Source organism: Sorangium sp. So ce406, from assembly GCF_051474675.1.
Taxonomy (GTDB): Bacteria; Myxococcota_A; Polyangia; order Polyangiales; family Polyangiaceae; genus Sorangium; species Sorangium cellulosum_G.
Window position 1 is genome coordinate 3,894,946 of the sequence record NZ_CP150340.1, and the last position, 13,054, is coordinate 3,907,999.

10 protein-coding genes are annotated in these 13,054 nt (G+C 73.8%); 4 read left to right on the forward strand and 6 right to left on the reverse strand.

Annotated elements, in window-relative coordinates; translation table 11 throughout:
* Window positions 1-65 precede the first annotated feature (65 nt).
* Genes WME96_RS14525 through WME96_RS14535 form a run of 3 tightly spaced genes read left to right on the forward strand, consistent with a single transcriptional unit; the run spans window position 66 to window position 1,987 of the window.
* A complete protein-coding gene (locus tag WME96_RS14525; protein ID WP_437290713.1) occupies window positions 66-203 on the forward strand; it encodes a hypothetical protein in 138 nt (45 codons plus the stop codon).
* Window positions 204-205: 2 nt separating this feature from the next.
* Window positions 206-1,207 carry a heme o synthase gene (gene cyoE, locus WME96_RS14530; RefSeq protein WP_437290714.1) on the forward strand — a complete coding sequence of 334 codons (1,002 nt, stop codon included), beginning with the start codon at window positions 206-208 and terminating at the stop codon, window positions 1,205-1,207.
* 51 nt (window positions 1,208-1,258) lie between these two features.
* Window positions 1,259-1,987: an SCO family protein gene (locus tag WME96_RS14535; RefSeq protein WP_437290715.1), complete on the forward strand. Its 729-nt coding sequence runs from the start codon at window positions 1,259-1,261 to the stop codon at window positions 1,985-1,987.
* Between the two features lie 21 nt (window positions 1,988-2,008).
* Here the strand turns inward: WME96_RS14535 and WME96_RS14540 are convergent, their stop codons facing one another.
* Window positions 2,009-6,496, reverse strand: a complete 4,488-nt coding sequence (locus WME96_RS14540) for a sigma 54-interacting transcriptional regulator (RefSeq protein ID WP_437290716.1) — start codon at window positions 6,494-6,496, stop codon at window positions 2,009-2,011.
* A gap of 42 nt (window positions 6,497-6,538) precedes the next feature.
* Window positions 6,539-7,327, reverse strand: coding sequence for a DUF3105 domain-containing protein (locus WME96_RS14545; RefSeq protein WP_437290717.1), 789 nt, complete (start codon window positions 7,325-7,327; stop codon window positions 6,539-6,541).
* Between the two features lie 77 nt (window positions 7,328-7,404).
* Here WME96_RS14545 and WME96_RS14550 point away from each other — a divergent pair, with 77 nt between their 5' ends.
* Window positions 7,405-8,301 (forward strand): diguanylate cyclase, encoded by an 897-nt coding sequence (locus tag WME96_RS14550; RefSeq protein WP_061617559.1) that lies wholly within the window; start codon window positions 7,405-7,407, stop codon window positions 8,299-8,301.
* A gap of 27 nt (window positions 8,302-8,328) precedes the next feature.
* On the opposite strand, the gene WME96_RS14555 is transcribed toward WME96_RS14550, so the two are convergent.
* The 4 genes from WME96_RS14555 to WME96_RS14570 all read right to left on the reverse strand — a co-directional run bounded on the left by WME96_RS14555 (window position 8,329) and on the right by WME96_RS14570 (window position 12,967).
* Complete coding sequence (locus tag WME96_RS14555) at window positions 8,329-9,402, reverse strand: hypothetical protein (protein WP_437290718.1); 1,074 nt, start codon at window positions 9,400-9,402, stop codon at window positions 8,329-8,331.
* A gap of 116 nt (window positions 9,403-9,518) precedes the next feature.
* A complete protein-coding gene (locus WME96_RS14560; protein ID WP_020735484.1) occupies window positions 9,519-9,773 on the reverse strand; it encodes a hypothetical protein in 255 nt (84 codons plus the stop codon).
* A gap of 108 nt (window positions 9,774-9,881) precedes the next feature.
* A complete protein-coding gene (locus WME96_RS14565) occupies window positions 9,882-11,372 on the reverse strand; it encodes a cytochrome c3 family protein (RefSeq protein WP_437290719.1) in 1,491 nt (496 codons plus the stop codon).
* Window positions 11,369-12,967, reverse strand: a complete 1,599-nt coding sequence (locus WME96_RS14570; RefSeq protein ID WP_437290720.1) for a hypothetical protein — start codon at window positions 12,965-12,967, stop codon at window positions 11,369-11,371. Before WME96_RS14570 ends, WME96_RS14565 begins: the two co-directional genes overlap by 4 nt.
* Window positions 12,968-13,054: the final 87 nt, after the last annotated feature.

Here is a 13,054-nt window from a genome sequence, read left to right on the forward strand (position 1 = left end):
GAGCGCGATCAACTGACGATCTCGACTCCCCGAGGCGCGTTGCGCGCGCTAGTCTCCCGGCCCAGATGCTGTTCTTCCCCGTCACCCTCGCTCCGGCGATGAAGTGGTTTTCCGGCCTGGCCATCCCTCAGCGAGGGATCCTCGGAGGTGTCGCGCTGCCGCCGGGCGCGGGCGCCGGGCACGACAGCGAGGTGTCCGCGTGACCATGAGCGCCGAGCAGGTCACGGAGCGGGCGCCGGTGCCTTACGTCCGGCAGGCGGAGCCTTCCGCGGGCGATGACGACGGGGCGCTCCGCACGAGCGCGCGCCCGCTGCTCAAGGTAGCGGCCGATCTGGTGAGCCTCACCAAGCCGCGAATCACGCGGATGGTGGTGGCCACGATGCTCGGCGGCATGTGGGTCGCGAGCCGCTATCTGCGCTCCGGGCTTGCCGGAGAGGCCGCGATCGAGCGCGCGTCGGTACCGACGACACAGCTCTTGCTGGCGTTGCTCGGGACGGTCCTCGTCGTGTCGGGCGCCAACGTGCTCAACATGTACATCGAGCGCGACACCGACGTGCTGATGGAGCGGACGCGGAACCGCCCGCTGCCGGCGCGGCGGCTCGCGCCCGAGGTGGCGCTCTGGTTCGGGATCGCGCTGTCCGCCGCGTCGATTCCGCTGCTGTTCGTGTGGGTGAACGCGACCACGGCCGCGCTCGCCGCGCTGGCGCTGCTCAGCTACGTGCTCGTCTACACCCCGCTCAAGCGCCGGACGACGCTCGCGCTGCCGATCGGCGCGATCCCGGGCGCCATCCCTCCGCTGCTCGGGTGGACGAGCGTCACCGGGCGTATCGACGTGCCCGGCTTCCTGCTCTTTGCCGTCATGTTCCTCTGGCAGATCCCGCATTTCCTGGCCATCGCGACGTTCCGTCGTGACGAGTACCGGCGCGCGGGGCTCAAGGTGCTGCCGGTCGAGAAGGGAGATCGGACAACGCGGCTCCACATGGTGGGCTATCTAGCGTTGCTCGTCGTCGCCTCGGTGCTCCTCGTGCCGCTCGGCGTCGGAGGTCCTGTCTATCTGGGCGCCGCGATCGTCCTCGGCGGCGCCTTCTTCGGCGTCGGCGCCTATGGCCTCCGCGCCGGCACCGGCAACCGCTGGGCCCGCGGGGTCTTCGTCTCCTCGATGGTCTATCTGGTGCTCCTCTTCGCCGCGATGATGATCGGCGCCTGAGCGGAGCCCGCCGGCTTGACGCGCCGGGTAGCGGCTCCTAAGCGTCGCCGGATGGCGTCCATGGAGCCGACGCGCCAGGCCAACGGCGCTCCTCCTCTCGCGGAGCCCGGGCAACCGGCGAGCCAGCCGCTTCCGTCGGAGCGCGGTCACGCACAGCGGCGCCGGCGCGGTGCGCTCGGCGGCAGGCCGCTCCTCTGGATCGCGCTCACCTCGCTCGCCGGGCTCGTCGCGCTCTTCTTCGTCAGCCGCGCGGTCCGGAGCCACGCCGCGGAGCCGCCCGCGATCCGCATCCCACTTCCGGCCTTCGAGCTGACGGACCAGCGGGGTCAGCGGTTCGGCCTGGAGCAGCTCCGGGGCCGCGTGTCGATCGCGGACTTCATCTTCACGACCTGCCCGACCGTCTGCCCCAAGCTCACGCAGCGCATGAAGGAGATCGAGCAACGAAGCCGCGATCTCGGCGGCGCGCTGCACCTCGTCACCTTCACCGTCGACCCGGAGAACGACACGCCGGAGGTGCTCGCGCAATATGCTGCGTCGCAGGGGCTCCCGCTCGATCGGTGGACGCTGCTGACAGGCCCTCTCGATCAGATAGAGTCGACGATCCTCGAGGGCTTCAAGATCGCGATGGGCAAGAAGGAGTCGAGCCCCGGCATCTTCAGCATCTTCCACGGCGAGCGCCTGGTGCTGGTCGACCAGGAGGGCGTGATCCGCGGCTACTACGAGGCGAACGACGAGGGGATCCCTGCGATCCTGCGCGACGCCCGCGCCCTCGTGAAGTAGCGGCGATCGACCGGGATCGCCTCACACCGCGATCGCGAGCCGCTTGATCATCTTCTGCAGGCCGAACCGCGACAGCCCCAGCAGCTTGGCGGCCTGTGTCTGGTTCCCGCGCGTGCGCTCGAGCGCGTCGCGCACGAGCTCCGTCTCCAGCGCGTCGATGCGCGCACGCACGTTGAGGCCGAGCTCGCGCGGCGCCGCGCCGCCGTGCGCGATCTCCGGCGACAGGTGCTCCCGGTCGATGGTCCCGTCGCAGAGCACGAGCGCCCGCCGGATCTCGTTCTCCAGCTGGCGCACGTTGCCGGGCCACCCGTGGGCCGAGAGCCGATCCATCGCCGCGCGCGTGACCCGGACCGGGCCGCGGCAGTGCTTGGCGATGAGGTGCTGGACGATGAGCGGCACGTCCGTCGCGCGTTCGCGCAGCGGCGGCACCCGGATCGTGATGATGTTCAGCCTGTAGAGCAGATCCTCGCGGAAGGCGCGCGCGCGGACGAGCGCCTCCAGATCGCGGTGCGTCGCGGCGATGACGCGCACGTCCACCTTGCGCGCCCGCTCCGAGCCGAGGGGCCGCACGAGGCCGTCCTCGAGGACGCGCAGCAGCTTCGTCTGCATGCCGAGGCTCATCTCCCCGATCTCGTCGAGGAACAGCGTGCCCCGATCCGCCACCTCGAAGAGCCCGGCGCGCGGCCGCTCCGCGCCCGTGAACGCGCCGCGCACGTGGCCGAAGAGCGCCGACTCGAGCAGCCCCTCCGGGATCGCGCCGCAGTTCTCCGTCACGAACGGATGCGCCGCGCGCGGCCCGTTCTGGTGGATGGCGCGCGCCACGAGCTCCTTGCCGCTGCCGGACTCGCCGGAGACGAGCACCGGCACGTCCGAGGCGGTCACGCGATCGACGAGGCGCAGCATCGCGCGTACGGGCTCGCTCTCGCCGACGATCGCGTCGTACCGGTAGCGCGTGTCCCGGCCGCCGCGCGCTCTGGCCAGCTCCAGCGCCGCCGCGTCGAGCTCCGCCTCGCGCCGCGCGAGCTCCTCGGCGAGCCGCGACGAGGCGCGCTCCGCGCGGCGAGCGGCGCGGCGCAGCTCCACCTGCGCGCGCGCGTCCGCGATCGCGAGCGCCGCGACCGAGGCGATGGTGCGCGCCCACCGCAGCTCCTGCGCCCCGAAAGCGCCGCGGCGCACGCGATCGTCCAGGTAGACGACCCCGAGCGCCTCGCCGCGCGCGATGAGCGGCACCGCCAGCACGCTCCGGAGCTTCAGCGCGTGCACGCTGCGGTGCACGCTCGGGAGCTCCCCCGCCGCGTCGACGGCGATCACCGGCTCACGCGCCTCCAGGGCGCGGCGCGCGAGCGTCTGCGACAGCTCGAGCTGCTCGGCGCCGAGGCGGGAGCGCGCCAGGTTGCGCGCGGCCCGCGGGACGAGCCGCCCGTTCGGGGCGCGCAGGAGCAGGAGCCCCCGCTCGACGCCCGTCCAGAGCACGAGCGCGTCGACGACCCGCTCGAGCAGCGGCGCGAGCCGCTCGCGCTCGCCGAGCGCGCCGACGAGCGCCTCCAGATCGCGCGCCTGTTCGGGCCGGAGCCCGCTCTCCGGCAGCGCCCGCGCGCGGGCGACCCACGGCAGCGACCGGACCGCGGCGGCGATCTCTGGCGCGACGGGCGAGGCGGCGGAGGCCGCCGCCGAGCCCGCGTCGGCGTTGCGCCTGCAGAGCTCGCGCGCGGCCTCGGCGAGCGCGGCGAGCACGCGGTGCGCGACGTCCGTCTGCCCGGTCCGGACCGCGAGCGCGTGCGCTGCGGCGAGCGCCGGGCCGCGCGACGCGATCGGCGCGCGGGCGCCCGCGAGCGCGGCGAGCGCCGCGAGGGCGCGGTCGGGGAGGCCGCCCTCTCCTGGCGATCGCGCGGCGCCCGGCGCATCGTCCGCCGCGGACGTCGCGCCGATGTCGTCCGCGGCGGTCGGTGCGGCGCCGTCCTCCCCGGCGAGCGCGCGCGCCGCGCGCGCGCCCCACCAGTCGAGCCGCGACGCCGCGGCGAGGTCCGGGCTGCTCGCGAGCTCGTCGAGCTCCGCGACGCGCGCGCCGTCGAGCTCGCCCACGCCGTGGCGCAGGAGCCGCGCCGCCGCCCGGAGCGCGTCGTCCGCGGGGCCGCCGGCGAGCAGCGCCGCGGCCCGCGCCGCCGCCGCGCGCGCGCCGAGGCGCGACCCGAGCTCCGAGCCCGCGGCGCCGTCGCCGCGCGCGGCGGCCACGTCCGCGATCGCCCAGAGCGCGTAGGCCTCCGCCTTCGTGTCCCCGGCGTCGCGGGCCCGCGCGATCGCGTCCTCGGCGATCCGACATGTCTCGTGCGCGAGGCCCGCGGTGGCGTAGGCCGCCGCGCACGCGAGCAGCGCGCGCGCCGCCTGCGCCGGCCGGCCGAGGTGCTCCCAGAGCAGCGCCGCGCGCGTCGAGGTCGCGATCGCGCCGCCGAGGTCGCCGAGGTCCACCGCGGCCGCCGCCTCGCCGGTCCGGTAGGTCGCCTCCTCGACCACGGCGCCGGCGCGTACGGCGTAGTCCACCGCGGCGCTGAACGACGCGTGCGCGCGCTCCGGATCGCTCGCGTGCCACGCGTAGCCGCGCACGGCGGCCATCCGCGCGAGCTCCTCGACGGAGCTCGCGAGCGCCTCGCCGCGCGCCACCTCGGCGAGCGCCCGCGTGGCGTCGCCGCGCAGCACGGCGATCAGCGCCCGCGCCTCGCAGAGCGGCGCGGTGAGCTCGCCTCCGGCGAGCGCCTCGGCCGTACCCAGCGCACCCGCGTCGATCGCGACGCGCGCGAGCGCCGCGCGCGCGCGCCCCTCGGGGTCCGCGTCGGCGTCGATCGCGGCGCGGGCGCGCTCCTCCGCGAGGGCGCGGTCCCCGGCGCGCCGCAGCACCTCCGCGGCGAGCGGCGCGGCCTCCCTGGCGTCCCGCACGCACGCGCGCAGCACGAGGCTCCGCGCGCGCCCGAGGTCGCCGTGCAGCCGGAGCGCGTTGGCCGCGGCGACGACCAGGTTGGCGGGCGCGTCGTCGCGCTGCTCGATCGCCTCGATCGCGAGCGGGTCCGGCGGCACCCGCGCGATCGCCAGCGCGAGCTCCGCCGCCTCCGCGGCGCCGATGCGCTCCGCCGCTGCTGCCCCGTCGCCGCCGCGCTCCGTCGCCGCCGCGCTCCGTCGCCGCCGCGCCCCGTTCCCGAGCGCGGCCGCCTCGACGTCCGCGAGCGTCCATGCCCGCGGCGGGATCTGCCGGGACAGGGCCACGAGCGCCTCCGCGAGCGCGCGCTCCGGGACGGACGCGACGGCCCCCATCGGCCACGCCGCGGCGCTCGTCCCCACGAGCGCCGTGAGCCACCGCGCGACGCGGTCCGGGCCGAGCCGCCCGAGCCACTGCGCCTCGCCCTCGGGTGAGCCCGCGCGCGCCGGGCCGTCGCCCTCGGCGCCGGCGAGCGCGCGCGCTCGCTGCACCATCACGAACGCGTCCGCGAGCCAGGCGGCGACGTCGTCGCGCACCCCGAGCGCCGTCTCGAGCTCGTGCCGGCGCAGGCGCAGGTACGCGGCGCGCACCCGGCGCGCGTCGCGGTCCTGCCGGTCGCGCTCCTCGCTCGCCGCCCCGGGATCGCGGCCGGCGCGCCCCGCGGGCCGCCCGGCGGACGGGCCGCGCGCCTGCTGCGCGCCGGCGAGCGCTGCGCGCGCCGACTCGGTGACCCACGCGGCCGACGGGCGCGCCGCGGGGCTCGGCGACAGCAGGGCCCTGCAGATCGCGTCGAGCGGCGCCCCCGCCGCGCTCTCCCTGGCCACCGCGGCGCGCGCCGCCCCGATGGGGTCCGGCGCGGCCGCCACGCCGGGGAAGGCGACCTCCGCGAGCAGCGTCCCCAGCGCGAGCAGATCCCTCGCCCGCGCGTCCCCGAGCTCCGCGTCGTCCCGCGCGATGTACCTGAGCGTCGCCCCCTCCACGGCGGTCTGGTGGAGAGAGCACGCGAGCCCCAGGTCGATCATCCCGATCCGCCCCTCCGGCGTCAGGATCAGGTTCTCCGGCTTGAGGTCTCCGTGGGCGAGGCCGATCCCGTGCAGGTCGCCGAGCGCCTCGCCCGCGTCGCGCGCGACGGCCAGCGCGAACGCCGCGCGCTCGCCCGCAGGCAGGCCGCGCGCCGCGCCGGCCACGGAGTGCCCCTCCATCCAGCGCATCGCCACGAACGCGCGCCCGTCCTCGCCGGGGGCGCCCTCGACGCGCGCGACGCCGGCCCGCGCCGCGAGCCAGCCGACGTCGACGAGCTCCGGCAGCCGGGGCGAGAGCGCCAGCGCGGCGTACATCGCCTCGCGGGCGAGCGCCTGCCGCGCGGCCGCGCGCTGCTCCCGGGGCGCGCCGCGGTCGCGCCGCTCGATCTTGAGCGCCACCGCGCCGCCGCGCTCCTGATCGACGGCCCTCCAGACCTCGGCCGATCCGCCGGATCCCGCGAGCTCCAGCAAACGGAAGCGCTCTGCCAACCGAGGTGACAGGGTTGACGGATCGAGCATCCCACGGATGCTCCGGGCGCGCGGGTCACCTGTCAACCCTGGTTACGGTCCCGGCGCGCCGCCGCCGGCCGCATCGCCGCCGGGGGTCTCCTCGGGCGAGGCGTCGGGCGCGCCCGCGTCCGGCAGCGCGCCGTCGCAGCGCGGCGCGCCGCCGTCCGGCCGATCCACGTCGACCGCCGCCGCCTCACCGCACGTGTCTTCCGGGCCCTTGGCGTAGTTGTCCGCCACGAAGCGCGACAGCGACGCCTTGTCGAGGCACGTCGCCGTGTACGTGGCGCCCCAGGCCGCGGCGGCGATCGGCGTGTCCAGCGCGCCGTCGGGCGTCATGACGAGGCGCGCCTCCGGCCCTCCGGACAGCGTGAGGCACCTCGGATCGGAAGCGGCCTCGGTCCGCACCTCCTCGAGCATCGCCGTCACCTCCGCGCAGCCGGACGCGGGGCACCGGTAGGCGAGGACGATCGCGCCGTGCTCGAGGTTGTGTACGTAGAGCTCGCGCGGGACCTCTGCCTCGTACCGCTTGTACGCGGCCCACGAGCCCCAGTGATCTCCGCCGCTCGGCGGGTTGGTCGCGTACTGGACGGGCGTGCACGTCGGCAGGTGTTGCGCCGAGGGCACGGGGATCCCCGTCTGGATCACCACCTTGCACTCGGTCTCTCCCGGGAGCGGCGGGGCGTCCGGGAAGAGGGTGACGGGCTCCGACGGCGTCGACGCGTCGCTCTCGTGGTGGGCGACCGGGGGCGCGCTCTCGCCGCACCCGGACAACGGGGCGGCGACCGCGGCGGCCGCCGCCGCGACAGCGCCATACATCCTCGCGAAACCGCTGCGTTTCATGGCCGCAGGCTACCATGTCCGACGCGCGACGCGCGTTGCCCTGCGAGGCCGGCTCTGGTGTACTTGGGTCCTCCAGCGTGGCGAAGCAAGAGAACGATCATCGGCAGACGCTCGTCACCTGTACCTCGATCGCGCCGCCCGCGATCCCGGTGGAGCCCGGCACCGCGTGCCTGGTGGTGATCTACGGCACGGAGCTCGGGCGCCGCATCGCGCTCGGCACCGGAGCGATCGAGTGCGGGCGCTCGATACAGACCGATATCCCGCTCGACGACGAGGCGGTGAGCCGGCGCCACGCGCGCATCTCGTGGACGGGGATGAGCTACGTTGTCCGCGATCTCGGCTCGACCAACGGCACGTACGTGAACGACATCTCCGTCGACGAGCGCGTGCTCAAGGACGGTGACCAGGTCAAGATCGGCCGGACGATCTTCAAGTTCATCCAGGGTGGGAACGTCGAGCTCTCGTACCACGAAGAGATCTACCGTCTGATGACCTTCGACGGGCTGACGCAGGTCCACAACAAGCGCTCCTTCGAGGTCGCGCTCGAGCGGGAGGTGTCGCGGGCGTGCCGCTACCACCGCCATCTCTCGCTCATCATGTTCGACATCGATCACTTCAAGAGCATCAACGACACGCGCGGCCACCTCACGGGCGACGCGGTGCTCCGCCAGATGGCCGCGCTCGCCGCCGCGAACGTCCGCCGCGACGACGTCCTCGCGCGCGTCGGCGGGGAGGAGTTCGCGCTGCTGGTCCCGGAGATCCCGCTCGACAGCGCGCGCGTCGTCGCCGAGAAGCTGCGCGCCATCGTGGAGCGCACGCCGTTCCGCTTCGAGGAGGGCGAGATCGCCGTCACCGCGAGCTTCGGCGTCGCCGCCGTCACGCCGGACGCGCCGGTCTCGCCGATGGAGCTCTACCGCCGCGCCGACGAGCGGCTCTACCACGCGAAGAAGGGCGGACGGAATCGCGTGATGTGACGGCGCGCGGGCGCCGTCGCGGGGCCGTCACGGGGCCGGCGTGGAGCAGTCGCGCGGCACGGCGCCGGCGAGGATCCACGCCGAGAGGATGTCCATCCCGTCCACGTACGGCGTGAGGGTCGGATCGCCCGGCTGCTCGGGGAAGAACCTGAACACGGGGCCCGTCTCCGGGGGCGGCATCGGCATGCCCATGACGAACGCGGCGCGCAGCCGCTCGGTCTCCTCGCGGAGCTGCTCGGCCGCCTCGCCGGTCAACGAGGGGTCGATCGCGCTCTCCCCGACGATGATCTTGTAGAGCAGGTAGCTGTTCCCCGGGTTGTTCGGGTCGATGAGCGGCATGGCCCTGCCGAAGCGCTCCGGCGTCTTCTCGGCCACGTACGCGTGCTCGCCGATCTGGGTCTGGTGCGCGGCGTGCCCGATCGCCGTCTCGAGGAGCGCCGCGGCGTTGTTGAACAGCGGCGCCCCCACGTTCAGGCTCAGCCCCGCCGAGGCGTTCCCCTCGATGTGGCAGCCTATGCACGTGGCGAGGAGATACGCCGCCCCCTTCACGCAGGTGCCGCACAGCGGATCGTCGGGGCACATGGCCGCCACGCACTCCAGGTCCCGCTGGCAGTAGAAGTCGCCGCCCGGCATCCTGAACTCCGGCATCGCCTGGGGCGGGTTCGTCGCCGCGACGGTGAACTCGACGCGCACGTTGTCGCGGAGCGGCGCGCCGTCGAACGCGCGGACACCGGACGGCGCATCGTCGTCGACGGGCTTGAGGACCGTGAGCGCGTACCGGCTCCCCGGAACGAGGCCCTGCATGCCCTCGACCTGGCGGAGGATGACCTCACGCTGCACGGGGTTGTACGTCGCCGCGAGCGGGATCGGGTTGAGGCAGTCCGCCTGCGTCGTGACCTGCGCGGCCAGGTCGCCCGAGAGGCACACGAAGTCCGCGAGCGCCGCGCCGCCCACGGAGCGCGGCAGCAGGAAGCGATCGAACTTGAGCACGATGCTCGCGGTCGACAGCACCTGGGTCGCGCCGGTCGGGTCGAGCGCGGTACGGACGGGCTGGTAGTTCTGGTCGAGGCTGGTCGTGGCCCGCGCCTCGATCAACTGCACAGGGGGGGCGTCGACCGGCTGGTACGAGGCCTCGCCGACGTCGCAGCCCGCCGTCGGGAGGGCCGCGAGCAGGCAGAAGGGGAGGGGAGCGAGGCGCGCCGCGCGGGCGGGCCTGCTCAGCTTTCGGCGTAGAGCGAGAGCTGCTCGCGCACGACCTTCTCGTTCACCCCGCTCTGGATGTGCTCCTTGAGACAGTCGGCCAGCGTGATCAGCATGTCGTCCACCCCCTTCTCCTCGATGAGCTTCGACAAAAGTTGGCGCGCCTCCCGTCCGTCGTCCTCGCGGAGGAAGCCCCGCACTGTCTCCAGCGTGATTTCCCCTTGGAAATCGAGATAGAGGTTGTCGATCAGGTACTTGATCAGCTCCTTCACGCCCGTTCTCCTTGGCGTTCGCGGCGATCGTTAGGGAAGCCGCGCGCACCTCGCTATACCCGTCGCCGGAAGGCCAGGGCAAGGAATATACTGACCGTTTTTGACTTTTCATTGGCAACGCTGCAGGAACGTGTCGCTCGACTGATGGCACACGAGGCACGGGCGCGGGTTCCGCGAGAACGCCGTCTTGCACTTGCTCTCGAACCCGAGCGGATGCGGGTTCAGCCCCTGCCCGCCTGACGCTCCGCGGGTCGCGTGGCAGGTCGCGCAGTCCCGCTCGGTGTGGCAGGAAACGCACGCATTCAGGTTTCGCTCGGCTTCCCAGGCGTGGTGCTTCGCGCTCCGCGGCGCGTTGGTCCACTCCGCCGGCGGCGGATGGAAGCGGCGCCCCGCGGGCCGGGTGGCGCTCGGCGCGTCGCGCGCCACGCCCGTCCGGCGGTGGCAGTCTGCACAGAACGTCTGCTGCTGATGGCAGCTCACGCAGCGCGGATTGTCCTGTCGGGCCGCCTGCGCGTGCATCGAGAGGAAGTCGTTCGGGTGGACGTTGCGCGGACGGACCTTCCCGTCGTGGCAGTCGGTGCAGTAGTTGTCCGTGTGGCACGTCCCGCAGAAGGCGCTGTCGTTCGCGGCGATCTGCTTGTGCCGCTCGAGCCAGTCGGGCGTGTGCCCCGCGTTGTGGAGCCACCGGGGCGGAAGCAGATCGCCCGTGGCGAACGCGGTCACGAGCCGCCCGTCGGGGCGCGTCAGGTGGCATACGTCGCAGTCGCTCTTCGCGTCGCCCTGGGCCGCGCCGCTCATGTTGTGGCAGCTGAAGCAGCCAGCCATGCGGGGCAGTTGCTCCCGGGTGGCGAGCTCGAGCCGATCGATCCGGCCGTGGCACTGGCTGCACTTCATGTTGCGGTCCACGTGCTTCTGGTGCGGGAAACGGAGGTTCGCGTGCGGCAGCACGAGAGGCGCCACCTTGCCGCCGTTGCCCGCGTCCTCGCCGATGTGGCAGTAGGCGCACTGCCCGTTCTCGTTCGTGCCCGCCTTCACCTGGGTGAGGTCGGAGTGATCGACGTCGTGGCAGTTGTCGCAGGTCTCGCCGGGCCTCGGCAGCAGCCGGTCCGACACCGCGTTGCTCGTGTAGGCCGCCGCGTGGCACGACTTGCACGTCTGCCGGAGCCCCTTGACGTGCTTCTTGTGGTTGAAGCGGATCGTCAGGGTCTGCGGGGGGTAGATCTCGTCGCTCGGGATCGGCGTCGCGCTCGTCCCGGGCGGCATCCAGGCCAGCGGCACCTCCGCGTCGCCGGGCATCGGGTGCAGGCCCGACGTATACCCGCCAGGCGGCGGCTTCGCGCTCGCCTCGCCCTCGGTTCCCTCCTCGGCGTCGTCCGCGTCCTCGGCGGCCTCCTCGCTCTCGTCCGCCGCCGCCGACGGCTTCGGCTGGGCGGCCGCCTCGGGGCCCACGATCGCGAGCGCCAGCGCGCCCAGGCACGCGACGATCGCGACCCACCCGGGGACGAACCTCGCCTCGCTCCGCCGCGCGCCGCGCCGGCCGTCCTGCCCTTCGTCCACGCGCTGGCCGTCCTGTCCTGCGTCCATCCGATCCTCGCTCACGGCGCCACCCGCAGGTTCACGAGGCCGACGACCCGGAAGCGCTGGCCCACCAGCCGATTCATGTCGTGCTCCCACTCGAGCTTGAAGTCAGCGGCCTCGCCCGGCCGATACCCGGCCCCGAGGACATACCCGAACGACGTCGCGCCCCGGTCCGGCCTGAGCGGGTCCTCCCAGTTGTAGAGCGACACCCGCGCTCCGAGCGCGTAGCGCTGCCCGTGCAGCCGCTTCTCTCCCGAGAGATCGGCCCCCGTCCGCCGCCCGCGCTCCCCGGTCTGCAGCATCCCGCGGAGCTCGACCGACGTCGTGCGCGTGCGGTAGCGGCCCGCGAGGTTCGCGAGCACGTCGGTCGTGATCGTCGCGGCGCGGTTGTTCTCGTCGCGCGCGTAGTCCTCGAGATCGCTGTCGCTCGACGGATCGAGCACCGTCGTCCCGAGGCAATCTCGCGGAAGCCCCTTGAGCTCGCACTGATCGGCGCCGAACTCCTCCGGGTTCCCCTCGGCGATCCACATCCGCGTGCCGCCCCAGGCCGCGAGGTCCACCTCCCGGGTGATGTCGATCGCCGCCCGCCCCGTGATCGTGGTGATGGGATCGTGGGTGAACCAGTTCCAGATCGAATCGGCGTCGAACGTCGGAACGAAGTAGTCGACGTCCGCGCCCAGCGTGACCCGGCTGCCCGCGTACACCTCGAGGCCGCCGTAGAACGAGCCGACGAGCTGGTTGTAGAAGTCGTAGGTGACCCCGCCCTTGATCCCGCCGAGATCCGGCTTGTTGATGTCGGCGGCGTACCCGAGCCGATCCTGCGAGACGCGCGAGCCCTCGACCGTGCGGACCGCCCCGCTCTGGTCCTGGAACTGCCGGCTGACCGTGGTCCCCAGGTTGTAGACGCGCCGGTACGTGAGCCGGCCGTGGAGGAAGCTCGGGCCGGCGCTCTCCAGCGCGACGCCGAAGGCGGGGGCCAGGCCGGCCTCGTGGTACGACGGGTAGTCGGCCGCGCTGCCGGGCTGGGTCTTGTCGCTGCCGAAGCCGCGATGGCTGCCGCGCCACATCCCCTGGCGCTCGTAGCGCGACGTCGAGAGCGGCAGTCCGCCGCGCTGCTCGAGACCGCCGTACGCCTCGAGCTGGACGTAGTAGGGCGTCGTCACCCGGAAGAGCGCGCCGTCGAACGACCACCAGCCGAGCACGTCGCTCACGTACTGCCGACCGACCCGGAAGCCGAGCCAGCCGCTGGCGACCCTCCGGCCCTCGAAGTACGCGTACATGAGGTCGAGCGGCGCCTCCTGGAGCCCCGGGATGAAGCGAGAGCCGCCCGCGACGCTGTAGTCGGTCTCGCCGCCCTGATAGGGGCCTTCGAGGTGACCGTTCACCCCGAAGTCGGCGTCGAGCCGGAGCCGCAGGGTCGCCGAGTAGTCGGCCTCGCCTGGAGCAGAGTCGCCCTGGAGGTTGTAGACGGCGAGCCCCAGCGTCTGCAGGAGGCGCCGCCGCTCGATGTTCGTGTTCCCCCAGGGGCTCGCGACCTCGTAGGCCTGGACGCCCGTGGTCGACTCGACCTCGAAGTCGGCTGCGGCCGCGCCGCGCGGCGCGAGCGCGCAGGGCAACAGGCAGGCAGCGGCCAGCGCGCGCGGCAGCGAGACGCACCGCGCGCTTCGTGGGGGCGTTGCTGGCCGCGCCCCGCCGGAGCGAGG